Source organism: Tepidiforma sp. (assembly GCF_026419595.1).
Classification (GTDB): domain Bacteria; phylum Chloroflexota; class Dehalococcoidia; order Tepidiformales; family Tepidiformaceae; genus Tepidiforma.
This window is the reverse complement of the sequence record NZ_JANZZD010000018.1, coordinates 1-21,548: the sequence shown is the minus strand read 5'-3', so window position 1 is coordinate 21,548 and position 21,548 is coordinate 1. Positions and strand designations below refer to the sequence as shown.

21 protein-coding genes are annotated in these 21,548 nt (G+C 72.8%); 10 read left to right on the top strand and 11 right to left on the bottom strand.

The genetic code is table 11. The features are described from left to right. Positions 1 to 62 precede the first annotated feature (62 nt). Entirely contained in the window at positions 63 to 1,010 is a 948-nt protein-coding gene (gene ccsA, locus N2041_RS10150) for a cytochrome c biogenesis protein CcsA (RefSeq protein ID WP_297678391.1), read from the top strand. 57 nt (positions 1,011 to 1,067) lie between these two features. Here ccsA and N2041_RS10145 read toward each other — a convergent pair whose 3' ends face one another. The 3 genes from N2041_RS10145 to N2041_RS10135 are packed head-to-tail and all read right to left on the bottom strand — an operon-like array spanning position 1,068 to position 3,164. Then, positions 1,068 to 1,853 carry a thioesterase family protein gene (locus N2041_RS10145; protein ID WP_297678389.1) on the bottom strand — a complete coding sequence of 262 codons (786 nt, stop codon included), beginning with the start codon at positions 1,851 to 1,853 and terminating at the stop codon, positions 1,068 to 1,070. Between the two features lie 43 nt (positions 1,854 to 1,896). After that, positions 1,897 to 2,613: an anti-sigma factor gene (locus tag N2041_RS10140; protein WP_297678387.1), complete on the bottom strand. Its 717-nt coding sequence runs from the start codon at positions 2,611 to 2,613 to the stop codon at positions 1,897 to 1,899. Next, positions 2,610 to 3,164, bottom strand: a complete 555-nt coding sequence (locus N2041_RS10135) for a sigma-70 family RNA polymerase sigma factor (protein WP_297678385.1) — start codon at positions 3,162 to 3,164, stop codon at positions 2,610 to 2,612. Before N2041_RS10135 ends, N2041_RS10140 begins: the two co-directional genes overlap by 4 nt. A 120-nt stretch (positions 3,165 to 3,284) precedes the next feature. Between N2041_RS10135 and N2041_RS10130 the strand changes: the two genes are divergently transcribed. Continuing rightward, a complete protein-coding gene (locus N2041_RS10130) occupies positions 3,285 to 4,148 on the top strand; it encodes a DUF4397 domain-containing protein (RefSeq protein WP_297678383.1) in 864 nt (287 codons plus the stop codon). Positions 4,149 to 4,241: 93 nt separating this feature from the next. Here the strand turns inward: N2041_RS10130 and recF are convergent, their stop codons facing one another. Further along, on the bottom strand, positions 4,242 to 5,411 hold the full coding sequence (gene recF / locus N2041_RS10125) for a DNA replication/repair protein RecF (protein WP_297678381.1): 1,170 nt from the start codon (positions 5,409 to 5,411) through the stop codon (positions 4,242 to 4,244). A gap of 189 nt (positions 5,412 to 5,600) precedes the next feature. On the opposite strand from recF, the gene N2041_RS10120 reads away from it, so the two are divergent. Next, the gene (locus tag N2041_RS10120) at positions 5,601 to 6,602 is read left to right on the top strand and encodes an aldolase/citrate lyase family protein (protein WP_297678379.1); all 1,002 of its coding nucleotides are present in this window, start codon (positions 5,601 to 5,603) and stop codon (positions 6,600 to 6,602) included. 31 nt (positions 6,603 to 6,633) lie between these two features. Here the strand turns inward: N2041_RS10120 and N2041_RS10115 are convergent, their stop codons facing one another. Then, on the bottom strand, positions 6,634 to 7,110 hold the full coding sequence (locus tag N2041_RS10115) for a DUF2269 family protein (RefSeq protein WP_297678378.1): 477 nt from the start codon (positions 7,108 to 7,110) through the stop codon (positions 6,634 to 6,636). A 215-nt stretch (positions 7,111 to 7,325) separates the two neighbouring features. On the opposite strand from N2041_RS10115, the gene N2041_RS10110 reads away from it, so the two are divergent. Next, a complete protein-coding gene (locus N2041_RS10110) occupies positions 7,326 to 8,966 on the top strand; it encodes an EAL domain-containing protein (RefSeq protein WP_297678376.1) in 1,641 nt (546 codons plus the stop codon). On the opposite strand, the gene N2041_RS10105 is transcribed toward N2041_RS10110, so the two are convergent. The 3 genes from N2041_RS10105 to N2041_RS10095 all read right to left on the bottom strand — a co-directional run bounded on the left by N2041_RS10105 (position 8,963) and on the right by N2041_RS10095 (position 10,925). Further along, positions 8,963 to 9,457: a DUF192 domain-containing protein gene (locus N2041_RS10105; protein ID WP_297678374.1), complete on the bottom strand. Its 495-nt coding sequence runs from the start codon at positions 9,455 to 9,457 to the stop codon at positions 8,963 to 8,965. The two genes, N2041_RS10110 and N2041_RS10105, sit on opposite strands and share 4 nt — an antisense overlap. After that, a complete protein-coding gene (locus N2041_RS10100; protein ID WP_297678372.1) occupies positions 9,454 to 10,383 on the bottom strand; it encodes a DMT family transporter in 930 nt (309 codons plus the stop codon). Before N2041_RS10100 ends, N2041_RS10105 begins: the two co-directional genes overlap by 4 nt. Positions 10,384 to 10,481: 98 nt before the next feature. After that, on the bottom strand, positions 10,482 to 10,925 hold the full coding sequence (locus N2041_RS10095; RefSeq protein ID WP_297678370.1) for a hypothetical protein: 444 nt from the start codon (positions 10,923 to 10,925) through the stop codon (positions 10,482 to 10,484). A 248-nt stretch (positions 10,926 to 11,173) separates the two neighbouring features. Here N2041_RS10095 and N2041_RS10090 point away from each other — a divergent pair, with 248 nt between their 5' ends. The 3 genes from N2041_RS10090 to N2041_RS10080 are packed head-to-tail and all read left to right on the top strand — an operon-like array spanning position 11,174 to position 14,016. Then, on the top strand, positions 11,174 to 11,395 hold the full coding sequence (locus N2041_RS10090; RefSeq protein ID WP_297678368.1) for a hypothetical protein: 222 nt from the start codon (positions 11,174 to 11,176) through the stop codon (positions 11,393 to 11,395). Between the two features lie 44 nt (positions 11,396 to 11,439). Continuing rightward, positions 11,440 to 12,591, top strand: a complete 1,152-nt coding sequence (locus N2041_RS10085; protein ID WP_297678366.1) for a site-2 protease family protein — start codon at positions 11,440 to 11,442, stop codon at positions 12,589 to 12,591. Between the two features lie 45 nt (positions 12,592 to 12,636). After that, positions 12,637 to 14,016, top strand: a complete 1,380-nt coding sequence (locus tag N2041_RS10080) for a MurT ligase domain-containing protein (RefSeq protein ID WP_297678364.1) — start codon at positions 12,637 to 12,639, stop codon at positions 14,014 to 14,016. On the opposite strand, the gene N2041_RS10075 is transcribed toward N2041_RS10080, so the two are convergent. Both N2041_RS10075 and N2041_RS10070 read right to left on the bottom strand, forming a co-directional pair. Further along, positions 13,997 to 14,812 (bottom strand): XdhC family protein, encoded by an 816-nt coding sequence (locus tag N2041_RS10075; RefSeq protein ID WP_297678362.1) that lies wholly within the window; start codon positions 14,810 to 14,812, stop codon positions 13,997 to 13,999. The genes N2041_RS10080 and N2041_RS10075 overlap by 20 nt on opposite strands. Positions 14,813 to 14,916: 104 nt before the next feature. Next, positions 14,917 to 15,777 carry a crotonase/enoyl-CoA hydratase family protein gene (locus N2041_RS10070; protein ID WP_297678360.1) on the bottom strand — a complete coding sequence of 287 codons (861 nt, stop codon included), beginning with the start codon at positions 15,775 to 15,777 and terminating at the stop codon, positions 14,917 to 14,919. 196 nt (positions 15,778 to 15,973) lie between these two features. On the opposite strand from N2041_RS10070, the gene N2041_RS10065 reads away from it, so the two are divergent. Further along, positions 15,974 to 17,572, top strand: coding sequence for a DEAD/DEAH box helicase (locus tag N2041_RS10065; RefSeq protein ID WP_297678358.1), 1,599 nt, complete (start codon positions 15,974 to 15,976; stop codon positions 17,570 to 17,572). 48 nt (positions 17,573 to 17,620) lie between these two features. Then, a complete protein-coding gene (locus N2041_RS10060) occupies positions 17,621 to 17,833 on the top strand; it encodes a hypothetical protein (protein WP_297678356.1) in 213 nt (70 codons plus the stop codon). A 74-nt stretch (positions 17,834 to 17,907) separates the two neighbouring features. Here N2041_RS10060 and N2041_RS10055 read toward each other — a convergent pair whose 3' ends face one another. Further along, a complete protein-coding gene (locus N2041_RS10055) occupies positions 17,908 to 20,406 on the bottom strand; it encodes a PEP/pyruvate-binding domain-containing protein (RefSeq protein ID WP_297678354.1) in 2,499 nt (832 codons plus the stop codon). Between the two features lie 117 nt (positions 20,407 to 20,523). On the opposite strand from N2041_RS10055, the gene N2041_RS10050 reads away from it, so the two are divergent. Then, a complete protein-coding gene (locus N2041_RS10050; protein WP_297678352.1) occupies positions 20,524 to 21,414 on the top strand; it encodes a hypothetical protein in 891 nt (296 codons plus the stop codon). Positions 21,415 to 21,548 lie beyond the last annotated feature (134 nt).

The following is a 21,548-nucleotide window of genomic DNA, read 5'->3' as shown; positions in this document are numbered from 1 at the left end:
CGGCAACGCGGCCTGACCGCGGGGCGGAACGACGGTATGATTCGTGAAACGGGGAACGAACGGTGGCTGAGCTCGCGCTGTACCTGTACTGGACGTCGGTCGTGACGGCGCCGATCGCGGCGCTGCTGTACTGGGCGTACCTCGCGAGCGCGTCGCTGGCGGTGCGGCGGGTGGCGGCGCAAACGAACGCGGGGACGGTGAGCGTGAGCGTGCCGGCGGCGGGTCCGAACGCCGGGCTCGGCCGGCTGGCGACGACGTTCACGGTGCTGACGACGGTGTTCCTCGCCGGGTGGTTCGCGGCGCGGTGGGCGGCGCGCGGCTATGCGCCGCTTTCGAACCTGTATGAGTTCACGACGGCGTTCGCGTTCGGGACGTGCGCGGCCTACCTCGCGTTCGAGGCGGTGTACCGGAACCGGCGGTACGGGGCGCTGGCGCTGCCGATCGTGGTGGCGATGCTGGGCATCGCGGCGACGTTCCCGAAGGAGATCGTGCCGCTCATCCCGGCGCTGCAGAACGGGCCGCTGCTCACCATCCACGTGTCGGTGATGATGCTCTCGTACGCGGTGCTGACGGTGGCGTTCTGCGGTGCAGTGGTGTACCTCGCGCAGGGCGGCGAGGGGAAGCGGCGGTTCGCGGCGCTGCCCTCGGCGGATGCGGCGGGCGACCTCGCCCACAAGGCGGTGATGGTCGGCTTCCCGCTGCTGGGGCTCGGGATTGCGCTCGGCGCGTGGTGGGCGAACAGCGCGTGGGGGCGGTACTGGGGCTGGGACCCGAAAGAGACGAGCGCGCTGGTCACGTGGCTGAGCCTCGTGGCGTACTTCCACGCGCGGGCGGGGAGCGGGTCGGTGGCGGGGGCGCCGGGCATCCGGCGGCTGGTGCCGGCCCGCCTGCGGCGGGGCTGGCGGCCGGACCCGATGTGGTGGCTGGTGGTGATGTGGGGGCTGGTGATGTTCACCTACTTCGGCGTGAACCTCTGGATTAGCGGCCTGCACAGCTACGCCGGGGTGTGACCCCCGGCGCGCGCCCGGGCGAGCAGCAGGCGTTCGAAGCCAGCACGGGAGCCGGATTCAGGCGCGGCGGCGCTGGGCGACGGCGGCGACGGTGGCGGCGCCGATCGGGCCGTCTTCGTCGTAGAGGCGGCACTGGCCCATGGCGATGCCGTCGCTGGCCCCGTGGTCGGTCGATTCGAACCCGATCCATTCGCCGCCGGGGTAGCGGTGGAGGTAGAGGGTGATGTCGACGTTGATGTAGGCGAGGCCGGCGCTGCCGGAGTTGGCGAGGGGGCTGGCGAAATCGCAGGCGACGGCGACGCGCTGGAAGGGGGTGAGGGGCTGGCCGGCGATGAGGGGGCGGACCTCGCGCATCCAGGTGCGCTTCTGGGCGACGACGCCGAAGGCGCGGCCCTGGGAGCGGCTCTCCCACATCGGCTGCCAGCCTTCGTTGGCGATGGGCGGGCGGGGGTCGGGGGCGAGGGCCGAAGGCGGCGGGAAGTCCCAGGCGGGCGGCGCCCAGACGTCGCCGGACGGCTGGTCGCTTTCGCGGAGGAGGACGACGCTGGCGCGGCCGATGGACTGGCCGCCGGCGAAGGCCTCGGCGTCGACGATGCGGATGCGGCCGCCTTCGCGCTGGACGCGCGTCTCGACGGCGATGGGCGTGAAATCGGGCAGCCGCCAGAGGTCGACGGTCATGCGGGCGACGCGAAGGCGGGGTTCGCCGTGGCGGCGCTCGACTTCGGCGCCGAGGAGGCCGGCGACGACGCGGCCGTGGAGGGAGTTCGGGTCCCAGGGGCCGCGGCAGATCGGCTGGGGGACGAAGGTATCGCCCTCGGGGATGAAGAATGCGTCGGTGGTCATGGTGGGGTCATGATGACCGGCGGGCGGGGATGGTGCCAGCGGGTCAGCGCGGGGAGGTCATGACTTCGGGGCCCTGCGGGCGGTCGCCGGCGGCGCCATCGGGCTCGAGGGTAACGAACATGCGGGTCATATCGCGCGGGAGCGAGGGCAGGCGGACGATGAGTTCGCCGCTCGCGCCTTCGAAGTCGGCGGCGGAGCGGGCGCCGTAGGGCCCTTCGCTCCAGATCTGGTAGTGGTGGCCTTCGGGGGCCTCGGGCAGGCCGACGATGCGGAGGATGGCGAAGGAGAAATCGGAGGAGACGTAGACCGCGCCGCGGGCGCCGTCGCCGCTGAGCGGGAGTTCGATGGCGCGGCTGGCGAGCTGGGCGCGGAGGCTGTCGGCGTCGTCGCGGGCGTCGAGGTAGGCGATGAGGGCGGCGGCGAGGCCGACGGCGAGGACGAGAACGGCGGCGGCCGAGGCGAGGGCGATGGCGCGCCACGGGGTCCGCGGAGCGGCCGGGGCGGGGGCGGGGAAGGGGATGGGGGCGGGCGGCTGGAGCCGCGCGCGGACGCCGGCGGCGATGCGGTCGGCGGCGCCGGCGGGGAGGGGCGCGTCGTCGTAGCCGTGGGCGAGCGCTTCGGCGGCCTGGAGGAAGGGCTGGAGTTCGGCGCGGAGGGCCGGGTCGGCGGCGAGGAGCCGCTCGACTTCGGCGGCCTCGGCGGGCTCGAGGAGGCCGAGGGCGTAATCGGGCAGCAGTTCGAGGGCCTGTTCTCGGTTCATGGTTCGAGAGCCTCGCGGACGGGCGCGAGGGTATCGCGCAGTTTGGCCAGGGCGAGCCGGAGGCGGCTGCGGACGGTGCCTTCGGGAAGGCCGAGTTCTCGGGCGATATCGACAGGGCGCTGGCCCTGGTAGTAGGCGCGCACGATGACGTCCTGCTGTTCGGCTGGCAGTTCCTCCAGTGCCTGCCGCAGGCGCTCCCCGGTGAGGCTGGCGAGGACGGTCTGCCAGGTATCGTCCGGGTCCCGCACTGCATATACGGAGGGGGCGTCGTCGATCGATCGTTCGAAGGCGCGGGCGCGCTTACGGAGGAGGTCGATGGCGGCGTTGCGGGCGATGGCGAGGATCCAGGAGCGTTCGCTGCCGCGCGCGGGGTCGAACTGGCGGCCGCGCTGCCAGAGGCGGACGAAGGCGTCCTGGACGGCTTCTTCGGCGAGGGCGGGGTCGCGGAGGACCTGGACGGCGGCGGCGAAGGCGGGGCCGGTGTACTCGGCGACGAGGGCATCGAAGGCGGCGGCATAGCCGGCGCGGAAGCGTTCGAAGTGGGTGGTCATGGAGCGCGGCCGGCGAAGTTGGGGGAAGGTGTGATCGAAGTGTTGTCGAGGGTGCGTACATGGGGTGTACGCGGTTGACCGGCCGGCAGCCGCGCAGGAATCAACCCGGAGGAACGTTGGATGAACCTGGCACGGGCAGTCATGACCCGGTCGATGCTCCTCGTGGCCGCGGCGCTGGTGGCAGCGCTGGCTGCGGGGGTGATGCTGGCGCCGCAGGGCGCCGAGGCGCAGGCGACGGGGCGCGTTCGCATCATGCACGCGAGCCCCGACACGCCGCCGGTGGACATTTTTGTCGATGGACAGAAAGCTGTCACGGCGCTGGCCTTCCCGAACAACACGGGGTACGTGGCACTGCCGGCTGGCGGCCACAACGTGAAGGTGTTCGTTTCGCCCTCGGACGGGACGGGGACGCCGGCGCTGCAGGCGACGCTGGAGATCGTGGCGGGGAAGGACATCACCGTGCTGGCGACGGGGCGCGTGGGCGACGGGTCGCTGGCGCTGACGCTGTTCGAGGATGACAACCGGACGCCGAGCGGGAACAACGCGCACATCCGCCTGATCCACGCCTCGCCGGATGCGCCGCCGGTCGACGTGGCCGTGGCCGGGACGAACACCAACGTGTTCCGCGGCGTGGCCTTCCGGAACGTGAGCCCCTACGTGCCGGTGCCGGCGGGGACGTACAGCCTCGACGTGAAGGTCAACGCGACGGGCGCGACGGTGCTGACCATCCCGAACCTGCAGCTGCAGGCGCGGACGGTGTACACGGCGGTGGCCGTGGGCCTGGCGGGCAACGGGTCGCTCCGGGTGGTGCCGCTGGTGGATGCGCCGGCCCCGGCGCCGGCTCCGACGCCCGCGCCGCCGCGGACCGGCGAGACGGCCGCGGCTTCGAGCGGCAGCACGGCGCTGTGGCTGCTGCTGGGCGCCGGCGCGGCGCTGGTGACGGCCTCGGCCGGGCTGGCGGCGGTGAGCCGGCGGAGCCGGTAAGGCGGCACGCCGCACCGCGGTTCGGACATGAGTGAGGGGCGGCCCCCATGGGGGCCGCCCCTCTGCTGTCGTTCGGGCCGGGCCCGGGAGCGGCTACTCGCCCTCGAAGCGGGTGATGGTGCCGGCGTTGACGACGAAGCGGCCGGCGGCGCGGGTGTAGATGTCGCGGAGACGGTCGGGATCGGCGGTGGTGACGAGAGTCTGCTGGAAGGTATCGATGTATTCGAGGAGGGCGCGCCGGCGGCGGGCGTCGAGTTCGCTGAGGACGTCATCGAGGAGGACGACGGGGTCATCGCCGAGGGCGCGGCGGAGGTAGCTCGCCTCGGCGAGGCGCATTGCGAGGGCGGCGGTGCGCTGCTGGGCGCGGGAGGCGAAGGCATCGGCGGGCATGCCATCGATGAGGACTTCGACGTCGTCGCGGTGAGGGCCGACGAGGGTGGCACCGGCGGCGATTTCGCGCTGGCGGACGGACTGGAGGGCCTTGAGCATGCGGCCCGTCCACTCGGCGTCGTCGATCGGGGCGTCGTACTGGTCGAGGCCGCCGATGGAGGGGCGGTAGATGAGGGTGAGGGATTCGAGGCCGTCGCTGAGGCGCTCCATCTGCTGCTCGGCCTGGATGGCGAGGTGGCCGAGGGCATCGGCGCGGGCCCAGTAGATGGTGCCGCCGGCGTGGGCGAGCTCCTGGTCCCAAAAGGCGAGCTCGTGGGCCTGGGCTTCGCGGGCCTGGATGCGCTTGAGGAGGCTGTTCCGCTGCTGGAGGACGCGCGCGTACTTCTGCATCGCGCGGAGGTAGCCGCGGTCGACCTGCGAGATCATCATGTCGAGGTAGCGGCGGCGCATGAGGGGCGGGCCGGCGACGATGTCGATATCGAGGGTCGTGAAGAGGACGGCGCAGAGCTGGCCGACGGCATCGGAGGCTTTCCGGGGGACGCCGTTGACGCGGACGCGCTTGCCGGCGCGGTGGGCCGGGTCGACGGTGCGGCCGACGATGGCGAGTTCGAGGGCGAGGTTGCCGGCGGAGCGTTCGACCTGGCAGGCGAGGCGGGCGACGGGGAAGTCGGAGGGGAGGATCTCGCGCCGGACGAGGTCGGAATCCTGGCTGGCGCGGGAGGAGCGGAGGGTGGAGAGGAGGTAGATCGCCTCGAGGAGGTTGCTCTTGCCCTGCGCGTTATCGCCAACGAAGAGGTTGAGGCCGCGGTCGAGGCGGATGTGGGCGCGGACGTAGTTCCGGAAGTTGACGAGCTCGAGGTCGAAGATAAACACGGTGCATTCCTAGTATAGCCCGGTTTCGTTAGCTTTGGGCTTATTTTTTCCCGGTTCTTGACGGCGGACGGCAGGAGGGAGGCGGCTTCACCGGGGGAGCGGGGGGCGGCATACTTGGAGGACGTGCCCGGGCGCGCGCCCCCTGCCGCGCCGGCCCTGCCGATATCCCACGTACGAACGGAAGAGCCGATGCCACGTCACCCGAATGAAGTTCTTTTCGAGGGGGAGAAGCCGTTCCCCATCATCCCGACCTGTGAGCATTTTGCGGGGACGGAGGAGCGGATTGCGAAGGCGCTGGAGCTGCAGAACAAGATGGGCGGCGTCTTCGACATCACGATGGACTGCGAGGACGGCGCGCCGACCGGCCGCGAGCGGGAGCACGCGGAGATGGTGGTGCGGATGCAGAACAGCCCGCTGAACCAGCACAACATGGCGGGCGTGCGGATTCACGACTACACGCACGAGCACTGGAAGGCGGACGTCGACATCATCGTGCCGGCGGCGGGCGAGCGGGTCGCCTACATCACGATCCCGAAGACGGTGCGGGCGCGCGAGCTGGCGGAGATGATCGACTACATCCGGAATACGGCGGCGCGGGCCGGCATCCGGCGGGAGATCCCGATCCATGCGCTCATCGAGACGCACGGGGCGCTGCGGGAGGTGTGGGAGATCGCCACGCTGCCGAACGTGCAGGTGCTGGACTTCGGGCTGATGGACTTCGTGAGCGCGCACCACGGGGCGATCCCGTCGTATGCGATGCGGTCGCCGCACCAGTTCGACCATGCGCTGCTGCGGCGGGCGAAGTCGGAGATGGTGGCGGCGGCGCTGGCGAACGGCGTGGTGCCGGCGCACAACGTGACGCTGGAGCTGAAGGACCAGGAGTTCATCTACAACGACGCGCGGCGGGCGCGGATGGAGTTCGGCTTCCTGCGGCAGTGGAGCATCTACCCGGCGCAGATCGAGCCGATCACGCGGGCGATGGCGCCCTCGCACGATGAGGTGGAAGAGGCGCAGGCGATCCTGCTGAAGGCCTACGCCGCCGACTGGGGCCCGATCCAGCACGAGGGGAACCTGCACGACCGGGCGACGTACCGGTACTACTGGGAGACGCTCCAGCGGGCGCGCATCCAGAACGTGCCGCTGAGCGCCGAGGTGATGCAGGCGTTCTTCCCGGAGGCCGTGACGGCCTAGGCCCCGCAGCGGCGCGGGGGCAGCAGGGGGCTCAGGCGCCGGGTTTCCACACCATGAGGAACGCGATGCCGACCGTGGTGAGCCCGAGGACTGCCCCGGTAAGCTGGACGCGCCGGGCTGCGGCGCGGTAGGCCGTGGGGAGGGCGCTGCCGTCGGGAACGCCTTCGAGCGTGCCGAGGGCGGCGTTCACATTGGCGCGCTGGACGACGCTCGCGGTGAAAAATGCCGCGAGATACCAGACGATGGCGACTGCGAGCCACGCCGGCAGGTGGTCGCTGTAGCCGGTGCGGTCGTCGAAGATCAGGGCCAGCCCCATGAGGAAGATGAGCACCGCGCCGGGCAGGACGAAGCGGGTCTCGATGAGGTGCATGGTTCGGAGCACGAATCGGGTGGCTGGCACGCCCTGCCGTTCGGCTGCTGCATGCAGCAGCGGGAACGAAAAGGTGGCGCCGAGGGCAACGATGACGGCGGCGACGTGGACGAACAGCTCGATGCGGTAGGCGGACATTGGCGGCTCCCTGACGGCCGATTGGCGTCCGGCCGGATGCTACGCGCGTGGGTCCGGCCTGTACAGGCGTGCGCCACCGGCCTTCAGCGGGCGGCGCCGCTGCCGAATCTGTAGATATCGTGACCATTCCTCAGGCGTATTCGGGCGGGCCGCAAACCGGGCGACCGGCCGCGGACGGCGCGGGACCGCCGGCGCGTCTGCGGGGCCGGCTGCCGATGCGGGCGCTGTGGGCGGGGCTATTCGGCTTCGCAGCGCTGGCGGGCCCGGGGACGGGCATCGTGCTGTTCGGAGGCGGCGCGCTCGAGGCGGCGGCGGAGCTGGGGGCTGCGGCGGGCGCCGGAGCGGGAGCGGCGCTGCTGGCGGACCGCGCGGTGCGGCGGCCGCTTGCCTCCGTCCGGGGGCTGCTGCGAGGTGCGCGGCGGGGCGAGTTCGAGGCGCGGGCGCCGGGCGCGGTCGTGCGGGAGCTGGACGAGCTGGAGGCGGACCTGAACCGTTCGCTCTCGGCGCTGCAGGTGTCGACGGAGACGCTGATCTACCGGGCGTTCCACGACCCGCTGACGGAGCTGCCGAACCGGGCGATGTTCCTCGCGGCCTGCGCGCGGGCGCTGGCGGGGGAGCGGCGGCCGGACCGGGTGGCGGTGCTGTTCATGGACGTCGACCGATTCAAATACCTGAACGACACGCTCGGGCACGGGGTGGGCGACCAGCTGCTTTCGGTGTTCGCGCAGCGGCTGGTGGGGGCGGCCGAGGGGCAGATGGTGGCGCGGCTGGGCGGCGACGAGTTCACGGTTCTGATCTGCGGGGAACAGGCGGGTTCGCTGGCGGTGCAGACGGCGCAGCGGGTGATGCAGGCGCTGCGGCGGCCGTTTTCGGTGGCCGGGCAGGAGATGTTCGTGAGCGCGAGCATCGGCATCGCGGTCAACGGGCCGGAGGACCGGAGCACGACGGAGCTGCTGCGGAAGGCGGACGTGGCGCTCTACCGGGCGAAGGCGGAAGGTCGGGCGCGGTACGTCGTGTTCGCGCCGGAGCTGGACGCAGACCCGGCGGAGCGGTTCGACCTCGACAACGCGCTGCGGCGGGCGGTGGAGCGGCGGGAGCTGCAGCTGCTCTACCAGCCGGTGGTGGACCTCGAAACGGGTGCGCTGGTCGGGATGGAGGCGCTCTTGCGGTGGAACCACCCGCACCGGGGCGTGCTTTCGCCGGCGACGTTCATCTCGATCGCGGAGGAGACGGGCGAGATCGTGCGGATCGGGCAGTGGGTGCTCGAGGAGGCCTGCCGGGAGGCTGCCCGGGCGCAGGGGCTCCGGCCGGGCAGCCGGCTGACGGTGAGCGTGAACGTCTCGGCGGCGGAGTTCCGGCAGCCGGACCTGACCGGGCGCATCCGGCGGGTGCTCGAGGCGACGGGCGTGGACCCGGGCACGCTGCAGCTGGAGCTGACGGAGAGCGTACTGATGCATGATGTGGCGGCGGCGCTGGAGGTGCTGCAGGAGCTGCGCCGGCTCGGGGTCCGGCTCGCGCTGGACGACTTCGGCACCGGGTATTCGTCGCTGAGCTATCTGCAGCGGCTGCCGATCGATACGCTGAAGGTGGACCAGGCGTTCGTGGGGCGGCTGGGCGTGGATGCGTCGTCGGGACCGCTGGTGCGGGCGATCGTGGAGATGGGGACGGCGCTGGGGATGGAGGTGGTGGCGGAGGGAATCGAGACCGAGTGGCAGCTGGGGTATCTGCGGGAGGTGGGGTGTGCGCGGGGGCAGGGCCACTACTTCGCGGGGCCGCTGACGGCAGAGCAGTTCCGGCGGCTGGCGGCTTCGCGGCGGCCGGCGATGGCGTGGGGGCCGCTGCTGGCGGCGGGCTAGGGTTCGAGCCCTTCGAGCAGGCCGGGCGGGAAGATGACGCGCGCGCCGGGGCCGAGGCCGTTGGCTTCGAACCAGCCGGCGTTCACTTCGAGCACGTAGCGGTAGGGGTTCGACGGGGTGAGCACGGTCTCATCGAGCGGAGTGCCGCGGCGGATTTCGAGCACGACGAAATCGGCGCTGATGTAGGCGATATCGAGCGGGACGTAAGTGTTGCGCATCCAGAAGCCGGAGCGGCTGTCGGTCGGGAAGATGAAGAGCATGCCGGCATCGGGGTCGAGCGCGCGGCGGTACATGAGGCCCTGGGCGCGCTGGCCGGGGGTGACGGCGAGTTCGACGGTGACGCTGGCGCGGGCATCGCCCTGCTCGATCGTGATGACGGGCCGGGAGGGGCCTTCGGCGTCGCGGGCGCAGGCGACGATGAACAGCACGAAGACGAAGGGGAGGGCGATGCTGCGCAGGGATTCGGCTCCGGGGCCTTTGGCGGCGTTCACAGGACGACGAGGACGATACCAGCGACGCAGAGCAAGGTTCCAGCAAGGATGCGGCGGGTGAGGCGTTCGCCGAGGAAGACGATGGAGAGCGGGAGGGCGAGGAGGGGCGAGGTGGAGGAGAGGATGGCCGTGCGGGCGGCGCCCGCGGTGACGACGGCGTAGACGTAGAGCAGGCTGCCGATGGTGGTGCCGACGACGCCGGCGAGCGCGATGGCGCCGAGGTGGGCGCGGCTGCGGAACGGGGCGACGAGGGCGGGGCGCTGGAAGGCGAGGGCGAAGCCGAGGAGCGCGACGGCGCCGGCGGGGGTGCGGATGGTGCCGGCGGCGATGGCGCCGAGGTCGCCGCTGGCGGCGGCGAGCCAGAGGGTCGCGGCGGCCCAGGTGACGCCGACACCGCCGAGCAGGGCGTACCCGGCGAGGCCGGGCGGCGGGAGACCGACCGGCGGAGCGAGGGCGACCGGCCCCGCATCGGCGGACGGCGGCGGCGCCGGTTCGTTCGGCGGCGCGGGGGCGATGATGAACCAGGTGCCGGCACCGATGAGGAGCGCGCCGATGGGGAGGCCCCAGGTGAACGGCTCGCCGAGGAGGAGGACGCCGAAGACGACGGTGAGGCCGATGTAGAGGGCCATCGAGACGGGGAACGTGCGCTGCATGCCGAGGCGGTTGAGGGCGGCGATGTAGAGGGTATCGCCGAGCCCGTAGCCGAGCGCGCCGGAGGCGACCACCTGGATGATGGTGCCGGCGGGGGCCTGCGCGATGGTGCCGGTTTCGCCGCTGGCGAGGAGGATGAGGGGCATGGCGAGGGCGCCGAAGCCGAGGCGGAGGCCGCTGAGGACGACGGGGGAGGTGCGGGCGGAGAGGGAGGTGAGGGCGACGCTGGTGGCGGACCAGGTGAGGGCGGCGAGGAGGGCGGCGAGTTCACCCATGGGGCGGGATGGTACGGGGCCGGGAGGTTACGTTCTGCCGGGAACGGACAGGCCCCCGCGGCGGCGGGGGCCCGTGAGGGGGACGCGCAGGGAGGGGGTTAGTTGCAGGTCTCGCCGGGCGCGTCGAGGAGGGTGACCTGTTGGTTCGGCGCGCCGGGGCGCATCACGAGGACGACGCCGGAGAACCCGGGGATGGTCGAGATGCCGCCGACGGCGGTGTTGTTCAGGTATTCGGGGTAGTTGCCCGGGTTGCCGGGGCGCGTGTTGAAGTAGTGGAGCCACTTCTGGTTCGGGCCGTCCCAGATGTAGATGCCGATCCAGTCGGCAGCGGGGAGGCACTGGGTGAAGGTGGCGGGACTGACGGCGGTGGGCTTGATGGTGCCGACGTAGTGGATGTTGCAGCCGGCGCTGCCGTTGCTGCAGACGCCGCCGACGGTGCTGGTGTGCTTGGCGAGGGCGATGCCGAGGGTGGCGCCGAGGATGGTGGCGACGCCGGCGCCGATGGCAACGACGGCGATGGCTTTCCGGTGAATCCAGCTCATGGAACCTCCAGCAAGCGCCCGGAGGGGCGCGCTCCTGCGTGTTACCGTAGCAATCCGGGAAGGTACACGCACCGGAGGAAACGCGCGCCGGGCGCGGGGAGTTGCCAGCTGGCTGTAAAACGTTCGTAAAACCCGCGGCGGGCGGGGCCGGGCGGCCGGGCGCGGCCGCTTTCTAACGGAATTCTTCCTGCTGAGCGGGGGCGCACTGCCGAAGGCGGCTGGTAGGATGCCGGGCGGAGGCGTCGATCATGTTGCCGCTTGGTTTCAGCTGGGGAGCGTTCCTCGTCTACGTCTTCGCGCTGATGTTCATGACGGTAGGGGGCATCTGGGGGCTGGTGGAGAGCCGGCACCCGGCGTTCCTCATCCCGATCCTGATGGGGCTGTTCTACTTCTACCTCTGCTGGGAGGCGGTGGTGGAGGGCGACGATGAGCAGGGGCCGCCCCCGCCGCCTTCGAAGAGCCAGGGCTGACGGGGCTGACGGCGGGCTTACCGGGGAAGGCGTAGGGTAGACGCATGCGGCTGCGACCGTTCCGGGCCGGGACGCTGCTCGGGATCCCGCTGATGGTGAATCCGAGCTGGTTCCTGCTCGCGGGGCTGACGACGTGGTTCCTCGCGACGCAGTTCTACCCGGCAGCGTTCGAAGGGGCGCCGTGGTGGACGCATCTCGGGATGGCGGCCGCGAGCGTGGCCGCGTTCTTCGCGTCGATCGTGCTGCACGAGCTGGCGCACAGCCTCGTGGCGCGGTGGTTCCGGATCCCCGTGAAGAGCATCACGCTGTTCGTGTTCGGGGGCGTGGCCCAGATCACGCGGGAGGCGGCGCGGCCGCTGCAGGAGCTGCTGATGGCGCTCGCCGGGCCGCTCACCAGCATCGCGCTGGGCGGGGCGTTCGCCGGGCTGTGGTGGCTGCTGGGCGCGCAGGCCGACCGGCCAATCGACTACGTGCTGGTGTGGCTGGCGATCATGAACGCGGCGCTGGGAGTCTTCAACCTGCTGCCGGCGTTCCCGATGGACGGCGGGCGGGTGTTCCGGGCGCTTGCGTGGCTGGTGACGGGGCGGCACGGGCTGGCGACGGCGCTGGCGGCCTGGACGGGGCGGGCGTTCGCGTGGGGGCTCGCCGGCGCGGGCGTCCTGGCGATGCTCGGGCGGGACGTGGTGCTGGCGAATTCGCTGGCGGGCGGCGCCTGGCTGGTGCTCATCGGGCTGTTCCTCGAGAACGCGGCGCGGCAATCGCTGCTGCAGAACCGGCTCGTGCAGGAGCTGGCCCGCTACCGCGCGGAAGACGTGATGCTGGCGGATATGCCGGTGGTCGATGCCGGGCAGCCCGTCGGGCCGCTGGCGCGCGGGACGCTGGAGCTGAATCCGCGGGCGGTGTTCCTCGTGAGCGAGGGCGACCGGCTGGCGGGCGTGCTTTCGGGCTACGACCTGCTCGACGTGCCGGAGCGGCTGTGGGACGTGACGCCGGCGGGTTCGGTGATGGTGCCGCGGGAGGCGCTGCGGGCGACGGCGCGGGACCGGCTCGTCTCGGACGTGCTGCTGGAGATGGAGATGGAAGACCTGCTCCACATGCCGGTGGTCGAGGATGGGCGGGTCATCGGGGTCGTGGCGCGGGACCGGATCGTGGGGCTGCTGCGGCAGGCGGGGCTGCTCGGCCCGGCGCGGGCGTAGCGGCCGGCGCTTCCGCGGGGCGCGGCGACGGCTGATGATGGGGGCGTGAGGGGCGCGAGGACGGCCGCCGCGGTGGCGGCAGGGAAGCTGACGGGTGCGGCGACGCGCGCGCTGCGGCGGGGCGGGGGCACGGCGCTGCCGGGGCTGGTCGCGCTGCGGGTCGATCCGGGGGTGGTGGCGGCGCTGGGGCGGCAGCTCGGCAGCGGCCGGGTGCTGGTGACCGGGACGAACGGAAAGACGACGGCGAGCCGGCTGCTCGCGGGGATGCTGGCGGCGGCGGGACGCCCGTATCTGCACAATCGCGAGGGGAGCAACATGGTGCGCGGGTTCGCCAGCCTGCTGGTGCGCCGGGCGGACCTGCTCGGCCGCATCCCGGGGGCGGACGGCATGGCGGGGGTGTTCGAAACCGACGAGGCGACGTTCCCGGCGGCAGTCCGGGCGCTCGACCCGGACGTGATGGTGGTGACGAACCTGTTCCGCGACCAGCTCGACCGGTACGGCGAAGTGGACACGGTGGCGGGGCTCTGGCGGGAGGGGCTGGCGGCCGTGCGGCGGGATGCGGTGCTCGTACTGAACGCGGACGACCCCTCGGTGGCGGCGCTCGCGGACGGCTGGCCGGGCCGGGTGCACTGGTTCGGCATCGACGACCCGGCCTTCGCGCGGGAGGGGACCGGGGCGGCGGATGCCCGCTGGTGCGCCTGCGGCGGCGACTACGTCTACGAGCGGCGGTACTTCGCGCACGTGGGCTGGTGGCGGTGCGCGGCGTGCGGGCGTTCGCGGCCGGCGACGGACACGACGGCGCGGGCGATCCGGCTCGAGCTGGGGGGCGCGAGCTGGGAGATGGACGGGGCGGGGCGCGTCGAGATGCGGCTGACCGGGCTGTACAACGTGGCGAACGCGCTCGCGGCGGCGGGGGCGGCGCGCGTGCTCGGGCTGGACGAGGCGGCGGTCCGGCGCGGACTGCGCGAGACGTCGGCGGCGTTCGGGCGGCAGGAGGTGGTGCTGCTGGAGGGGCGGGAGCTGTGGCTGCTGCTGGCGAAGAACCCGGCGGGGGCGAACCAGGTGCTGCTGCTGCTCGAACAGGCGGGCGGGCCGGAGATGGCGATCGCCGGCCTGCTGAACGACCGGTTCGCCGACGGACAGGACGTCAGCTGGATTTGGGATGTGGAGTACGAGCTGCTGGCGGGGCGGGTAGCGCGCTGCTGGGCGGGCGGCGACCGGGCGGAGGACCTCGCGCTCCGGCTGGACTACGCGGGCTGGCCGCGGCCGCTCGCGGCGGCGCAGAGCCCGGCGGCGCTGCTGGACGCGGTGCTGGCCGGGACGGCGCCCGGTGACCGGGTCTTCGTCATCCCGACGTACACGGCGATGCTGGACCTGCGGGCGGAGCTGGCGCGCCGGGGCGCGGTCAGGAGCGCGCTGGAGTAGCGCTGCGGCGGGCGCGGTAGTAGAGGGGCGCGCCGGTGCCGCCGCGGCGGAGGAGAATGACCTCGGCGATGATGCTGACGGCGATCTCTTCCGGGGTTTCGGCACCGATATCGAGGCCGATGGGCGTGCGGACGCGGTCGAGTTCGTGCTCGGGGAAGCCTTCGGCCCGGAGATGGTCGAGGACGGCCGTCGTGCGGCGGCGGGAGCCGATCATGCCGAGGTAGGCGGCGCCGCGGCCGAGGCACGTGCGGAGCGAGAGCTCGTCCTGTTTGTGGCCGCGCGTGACGAGGACGATGGTGGTGCCGGGGCCGATGGGGAAGCGCTCGAGCTCGGCTTCGAAGTCGCCGCAGATGACCTCATCGGCCTCGGGGATGAGCTGCGGGTCGGCGTAATCGGGCCGGTCATCGAGGACGGCGACGCGGTAACTGAGGAAGCTCGCGAGGCGGGCGAGGGCGCGGCCGATGTGGCCGGCGCCGACGACGAGGAAGGTAGGCCGGGCGGCGACGACTTCGAGGTAGACGGCGGGGACGCCCTCGGCGGAGCGCTCGCGCAGGGTGCCCTCGAGGAAGTAGCGCGTGTGCGCGGCGGGCCGGCGGGCGAAGAAGTCGGCGGCGAGGTCCGCGGCGGCAGCATCGAGGGCGGGGTCGCCGAGGGTGCCGAGCGTGCTGCCGCCGGGTTCGATGAGGAGGCGGGCGCCGGGCTGGAGCGGGAGCGCGCCGGGGTCGACGAGGACGGCGAGGAGGACGGGCTCGCCGCCTTCGGCGGCGGCGGCGAGGCGTTGTGTCAGCTCGAGCATAGCGAGAGTGTAGTGGAGTCGGGGGAAGTGAGGAGGGAGGAGAGAGAGGGGCAGAAGAGCGGCGGCCGGGGATGCGTTTGCCGGCCGCCGCGGGGCAGAACCGGTTATTCGAATTCGGGGGTTTTGTAGAAGGGGAAGAGGTCGGGGAGGTCCTTCGAAACGGACATGGTGAAGTTGGGGCGGCGCTTTTCGAGGAAGGAGGCGACGCCCTCTTTGACGTCGGGGCTGGCGCCCATGATGAGGATGCCGCGGGAGTCGGCCATGTGGGCCTTCATCGGGTGGTCGGCGACGAGGCCGCGCCACATGAGCTGGCGGCTGAGGGCGACGGAGACGGCGGACGTGTTATCGGCGATTTCGCGGGCGAGCGCGTAGGCGGCGGGGAGGAGCTCCTCGGGAGGATGGACGGAGCGGACGAGGCGGCCGCGGAGGGCTTCCTGGGCATCGAAGACGCGGCCGGTGGCGACCCACTCCATGGCCTGCTGGATGCCGACGGCGCGGGGGAGGAACCAGGAGCTGGCGGCCTCGGGGACGATGCCGCGGCGGGCGAAGACGAACCCGAAGCGGGCGGTTTCGCTGGCGAGGCGGACGTCCATCGCGAGCGTCATGGTGACGCCGACGCCGACGGCGGGGCCGTTGATGGCGGCGATGATCGGCTTCTTCAGGTCGAAGATGCGGAGCGTGACCATGCCGCCGCCGTCGCGGTACTCGCGGATGTCGGTCGGGCGGCCGCGCGCGCCGGCGTCGAAGGTCGAGGGGCCGGCGGAGAGGTCGGCGCCGGCGCAGAAGGCGCGGCCGCGGCCGGTGACGACGATGACGCGGACGGCGTCGTTGGCGTCGGCCTCGTCGAAGGCGGCGATGAGCTCACGCTGCATGGTGGCCGTAAAGGCGTTGAGCTGTTCGGGGCGGTCGAGGGTGATGGTGAGGATGCCGTCAGAGAGTTCGGTCGCGATGTGTTCGTAGGGCATGGCGGGATTGTGAATCGGCGGCAGCGCGCTGTCGAACGGCGATGCGTGCTACACTGGGTTTACGTCATGTTGAAGACGGCCCGCCGAGGATATCCCCGGACGAGCGAGGGCCGCGGCGTTTTTACCCGATTTCGATGCGACGAGGCCGCCGGCTCCCCGGAACGGGGAAGATTGGGCCGGCGGTGAAGAACAGGACGTGAAGCTGACCAGCATTTTCGAGACGATTGCGCGACCTTTCCGGCGGACGGCCGGCGCGGAGGCCGGCATCGCCAACCTCACCCCATCGACGACGACCATCACGGCACCGGCAGCGCCGGCGAGCGGACAGGGAGCTGCCCCGCGGCGGGAGCCGGCGCCCGGCAGTGGAGCCGGGACGCGCCGCCCGAGCCGGCTCGCGGCGGCGAGCCCGCGGGAGACCGCGGCGCAGGCCCCGGCGCACCCGGCTCAGCAAGAGGCTGCTGACCAACCGGCAACGGCGGCTGACGCGCCCTCGCGGCGGCGGCGGCGCCGGCGGCGCGGCAGGGGAGCGGGGACCGGCGAAAGCGCCGAGGCGCCGGCAGCAGCGGTCGCGGCCCGGGCCCCCGCCGGCGGGAAGCGGCCCGCCGCGAAGGCGCCGCTCTCGGAGGCGTTCCGGGAGCTGGGGGTGGACCAGACCGGGCTGGAGGCGATCGCCGCGCTCGGGTTCACCGAGCCGACGCCGATCCAGCGGGAGGCGCTGCCGAAGCTGTTCGCCGGCGAGGACCTCGTCGGGCTGGCGCAGACGGGGACGGGGAAGACGCTGGCGTTCGGGCTTCCGCTGGCGCGGAGCATCGACCCGGCTTCGCGGGAGGTGCAGGCGATCGTCCTCGTGCCGACCCGGGAGCTGGCGAAGCAGGTGCGCGAGGTGATGGACCACCTCGCGCTTTTTTACGGCTTTTCGGCCTGGGCGCTGACCGGCGGGAGCAAGGTGAAGACGGACATCGACCGGCTGGAGCGCGGGGTGCAGGTGGTGGTCGGGACGCCCGGCCGGGTGATCGACCACATCAAGCGGGGGACCCTCTCGCTGGCGGCGGTGCGGTTCGTGGTGCTGGACGAGGCGGACCAGATGCTGGACATCGGGTTCGCGCGGGACATCGACTACATCCTGCGGCACGCGCCGAAGGAGCGGCAGACGGCGCTCTTCAGCGCGACGATGCCGGAGAGCATCGGCCGGCTGGTGTGGCGGTACATGCGGCGGGCCGAGCGGGTGGAGGTGGACCCCGAACAGCGGACCGCGGAAGGGGTGGAGCAGTACTACTGCGAAGTGGCGGAGCGCGACAAGCTGCGCGCGCTGCAGTACCTCTACGAGATGCGCGGGCTGGGCCGGACGCTCATCTTCTGCAATACGAAGGTCATGGTGGACCGGCTGACGGCGCAGCTGAACGCGGCCGGCGTGCCGGCCCAGGCGATCCACGGCGACCTGCGGCAATCGCAGCGCGACCGGGTGATGGCGGATTTCCGGGCCGGGCGGCTGGAGTTCCTCGTCGCGACGAACGTGGCGGCGCGGGGGCTCGACATCCCGGACATCGAGGACGTGGTGAACTACGACGTGCCGCAGAACCCGGAGGAGTACATCCACCGGATCGGGCGGACGGCGCGGGCGGGCCGGCGCGGCTGCTCGTACACGTTCGTGAGCGAATGGGACGTGCCGGCGTGGGACGCGGTGGTCCGTGAGGTGGGCGAAGGGACCGTGCAGTACCTGCGCGTCCCGGCGCGGTGGGACATCGAGGAGCCGGAGCCGGTGGCTGCGGGCGAGGCAGCGGGCGGCGGCCAGTAGGGGCGAGGGCGGCTTGCGGGGCCAGCCGCGGCGCGGCAGGATGCGGGCGTGTACCGGGCGCTGTTCGAACGGTTCGGGGCGGAGTGTGTCGCGAAGATCTGGCGGGGCGAGCCGCTGACCGATGAGGAGCTCGCCGCGTTCCGGATGCTGCTCGACGCGCGGGAGGCGTCCGGGCGGCGGCTGCTCGGGAAGTACGCCGGGCCGGACCCGTGCATCGATACGGTGACCGGGCGGTGCGGGGTGCGGCCGCTCTTCCGCTGAAGCGGGGACGCTTCGCCGCGCCTTTTGCCTCCCGGGACCCGGGCACCGCCGCCTTCAACGCGGGAGCCGGCAGGTCAGGCGGCGGGCGGCTCTTCGAGGATGGTGACGGTGCCGGCGATGCCGTCGATGGCGACGAGGTCGCCGGTGCGGATGCGCGCGGTGCCCTGGCGGACGTTGACGACGGCGGGGAGGCCGTACTCGCGGGCGACGGTGCTGCCGTGGCTGAGAGCGCTGCCCATATCGACGACGAGGCCCGCGGCGAGGGCGAAGAGCGGCGTCCAGCCGGCATCCGTCACGGGAGCGACGAGGATTTCGCCGGGCTGGAGCGGGCCATCGGCTTTCGGGTCGAGGATGACGCGGGCGCGGCCGGTGACGCGGCCGGGGCTGACCGGCGTGCCCTTGAGGACGTCTCCGGCGTGACCGGCTTCGGCGGGCGGGAGCGGGACCGGCCGGCCGCGGAAGCGCTCGGGCAGGATGACGTGGCGGTTGCGTTCGAATTCGCGGCGGCGGGCGGCGACGTTCGCCGAGAGGTCGAGCCGGAGGCCGTTGGCGAGGACGTTCGAGACTTCCTCGTGGGAGAGGAAGAAGAGGTCGTCCGGTTCGCGGATGACGCCGAGGTCGACGAGGCGGGCCTGGACGGCGGCCAGGTGCCAGTCGCCGAGGCGGGCCGCGCGGACGAGGATGGATTTGGTGCGTTCGCGAAGGGCGACCCAGCCCTGGGCGCGGGGGAGGAGCCAACGGAAGACGCGGCGCTGCGCCCAGCCGAGGCGGGCGTCGATCTCGCGCGTGAGGGCGAGGCGTTCGGCCTCCTGGCGGGCGAGGACGGCAGGCGGCGCGTGCGCGGGGTCGAGATCGACGTAGGAGGCGACCATCTCGACGACGGGGGCAGGGTCCCAGCGCCACGTCTTCGCGGCGGTCTCCATTTCGTTGAGGCCGCGGTGGCCGTGGCGTTCGATGAAGGCGGCGTAGCGCTCCTGCCAGCGGGCGGGGAGGGCCGGGTCGCGGGGGTCGAAGCCGGGCTCGCGGAGGCGGCCGGCGATGCCGGTTTCGATGGCCGTTCGGGAGAGTTCCCAGAGGTCGAGGCTGATGCGGGCGCTTTCGACCCCGGGCAGGCCGGTGAAGAGGGTGGGCACGCGGCCTTCGGCTTCGTCGCCGAGGACGGGGCGAACGAGGGCGAGGATGGTGTCGTAGCCAGAGCCGGCGACGCCGGTGACGCGCAGGTGGACGCGGGAGATGCGGGCGGCGAAATCGAGGATGCGCTCGCGGTAGCGCTGGAGTTCGGCGGAGGAGAGGCTGAAGGGGTCGACGGCGCGGACCTTCTGCTCGGCATCGAGGACGGCGCGCTCGGCGCGGTCGGCCTGCTTCGAGAGGGTGGCCATCACGCGGAGCATGCGCGGGGTGGTGAGGATGCGGTGGCGCCACGTCTTGAGGCGCGGGAGCGGGGTGCGCCAGCCGTCGTCGATGGGGCCGCCGAGGTACTGCTGTTCGAGGGCGCCTTCGCGGAAGCCGAGCACGCGGGAGGCGATGAGGCGGGTGGCCTCCATGTTGAGGAAGGCGCGGTTGTAAAAGCAGCCCATGAAGACCGGATTCTCATCGGCGGAGAGGAGGCCGAGCTCGTGGTAGTCCTCGGTGTAGGCGCGGGGGACGGTCTGGTTGAAGGTCGTGATGGTGAGCGGGGTGAGGAGACCGGGGAGGATCTCCTGCACGTTGGCGGACGTCCAGAGGTCGGCGTCGGAGGTGGGGGTATCGAATTCGGAGTACCAGCCGCCGAGGCCGTCGGGGCGCGGAGCGGATGCAGCGATCGAGGTGACGGGCCGGGACTGGAGGAGCCAGAGCTTGCCGCGCTCATCGACGGCGAACTCGATGTCCTGGGGGCCGCCGAAGAGGTCTTCGGCGCGGAGGGCGGCGCGCACGACCGCGATGACGAGGTCGTCGGAGAGGACGGGCGCGGTGTGGGGGCGTTCCTGGATGGTGAGGGACTGGCGATGGACGAGGAAGCGCTGGCCTTCGGCCTGGCCGGAGACGAGGGCATCGCCGAGCCCGGCGACGGCTTCGACGACGACGTGGTCGCGGCTGCCGGTGACGGGGTCGATGGAGAAGGCGACGCCGGCGGCGACGGCCGGGACCATGCGCTGGACGACGAGCGCCATGGCAGCTTCGGCGTCGGCGCCGACGGACTGGCGGTACGCGCGCGCTGATTCGGCGTCGGCGGAGGCGAGGCAGCGGGCGACGGCCTCGAGAAAGGCATCGCCGCCGGTGACGCCGAGGACGGTCTCGTGCTGGCCGGCGAAGGAGGCGGCGGCGCCGTCTTCATCGGCGGCGGAGGAGCGGACGGCGACCGGTTCGTAGGCAGGAACGAGCGCGGCGAGGCGCGCGAGGAGTTCGCGGCGGAGCTCGGGCGGCCATTCGGCGGGCGCGCCGCGCAGGCGGGCGGCGACATCGACGGGAACGATGAAGCCGTCGGGGACTTCGAAGCTGGCGCGGGCGAGGGCGGCGAGCGAGGCGCCCTTGCCGCCATAGCGGGCGCGGTTGGCGGGGTCGGCCTCGCGGAGGGCGGGGAGGTGGGCTGTCATGGGCAGGATCGTACCGTTAACGAACGGGAGGTTCAGCAAGGCGGGCACCTGTCATTGCACGAATCCGAACGTTTGTTCTACACTGGCGGGGATCCTGGTGACAGCGGAGGGTTGGCGATGCGGGTGCTGGTGCTGGTGATGCCGCGGCTTTCGGTCCAGCTGGCGCGGCGGGAGGCGCCGGAGCTGCGGGGGCGGCCGGCCGCGACGGTGCAGCTGCGCGGCGCGGGGCCGGTGGTCGCGGCAGCCTCGGCGGAAGCGTCGGCGGCCGGGGTGGAGGCCGGCATGGCGCTGGAGGCGGCGCGCGGGCGGTGCCCGGCGCTCGCGGCGGTGCCGGCGAAACCGGCCGCCGAGCTGGACGAGCTCGAGCGGCTGGCAGCAGTGTTGCGCGCGAAGGCGACACCGCATGTCGCGGTCGCGACGCGGGAGGCCGTGGCCGCCGACCTGGCCGGGCTGGAGGGGCGGTTCGCGGACGAGCTCGCGGCGGCGGAGGCGCTGGCGGGGCTGGCGCGGGCGTGGACGGGGCTGGATGTGCGTGCGGCGGTCGCCGATACGTGGCAGGAGGCGGAGGCGGCCGCCCGCGCGGCGCGTCGGGCGGTGGTCTGCCCGGCGCGGGGCGAGACGGGGGCGCTGCCGCGGCGGGAGGGGCTGGCGGTGCGGCTCGCGGGTCCGGTGACGGGAGAGCGGCTCACTGGAGCGCTGGAGCGGCTCGGGCTGGTGCTCGCGGCGCACGACGCGAGCTGCCGGGGGCTGGAGGTCGCGGCGGCGGTGGCCGGAGGGGAGGTCCGGCGGTGGCAGCGGCGGGCAGCGGAACCGCTCCACCGGGGCCACGAGCTGGCGGCGCTGGTGCGGCCGCTGGCGCCGGCGCTGGAGGAGGCGGCGACGCTGGAGGTGCGGGTGCTCGGCGCGGGCCCATCGGTGGAGGCAGCGGCACGGCGCGCGGGGCCGGCGCTGCGGGAGCGTCCTGCGGCGGCCGGGGCGGCCGCGCGGCAGCTGGCGCTGGCGAGCTGAGCAGGCGGCCGAGGCGGGAGGCCGGAAGGGGCGGCCCTGCTACACTTGAGGGCCAGGCGCGCCCGCGCCGCACCACTCTTTCGCCGCCAGGGTTTGCTTCGATGACGACTGAGACGCCGGGGCCCGTTTTGCCG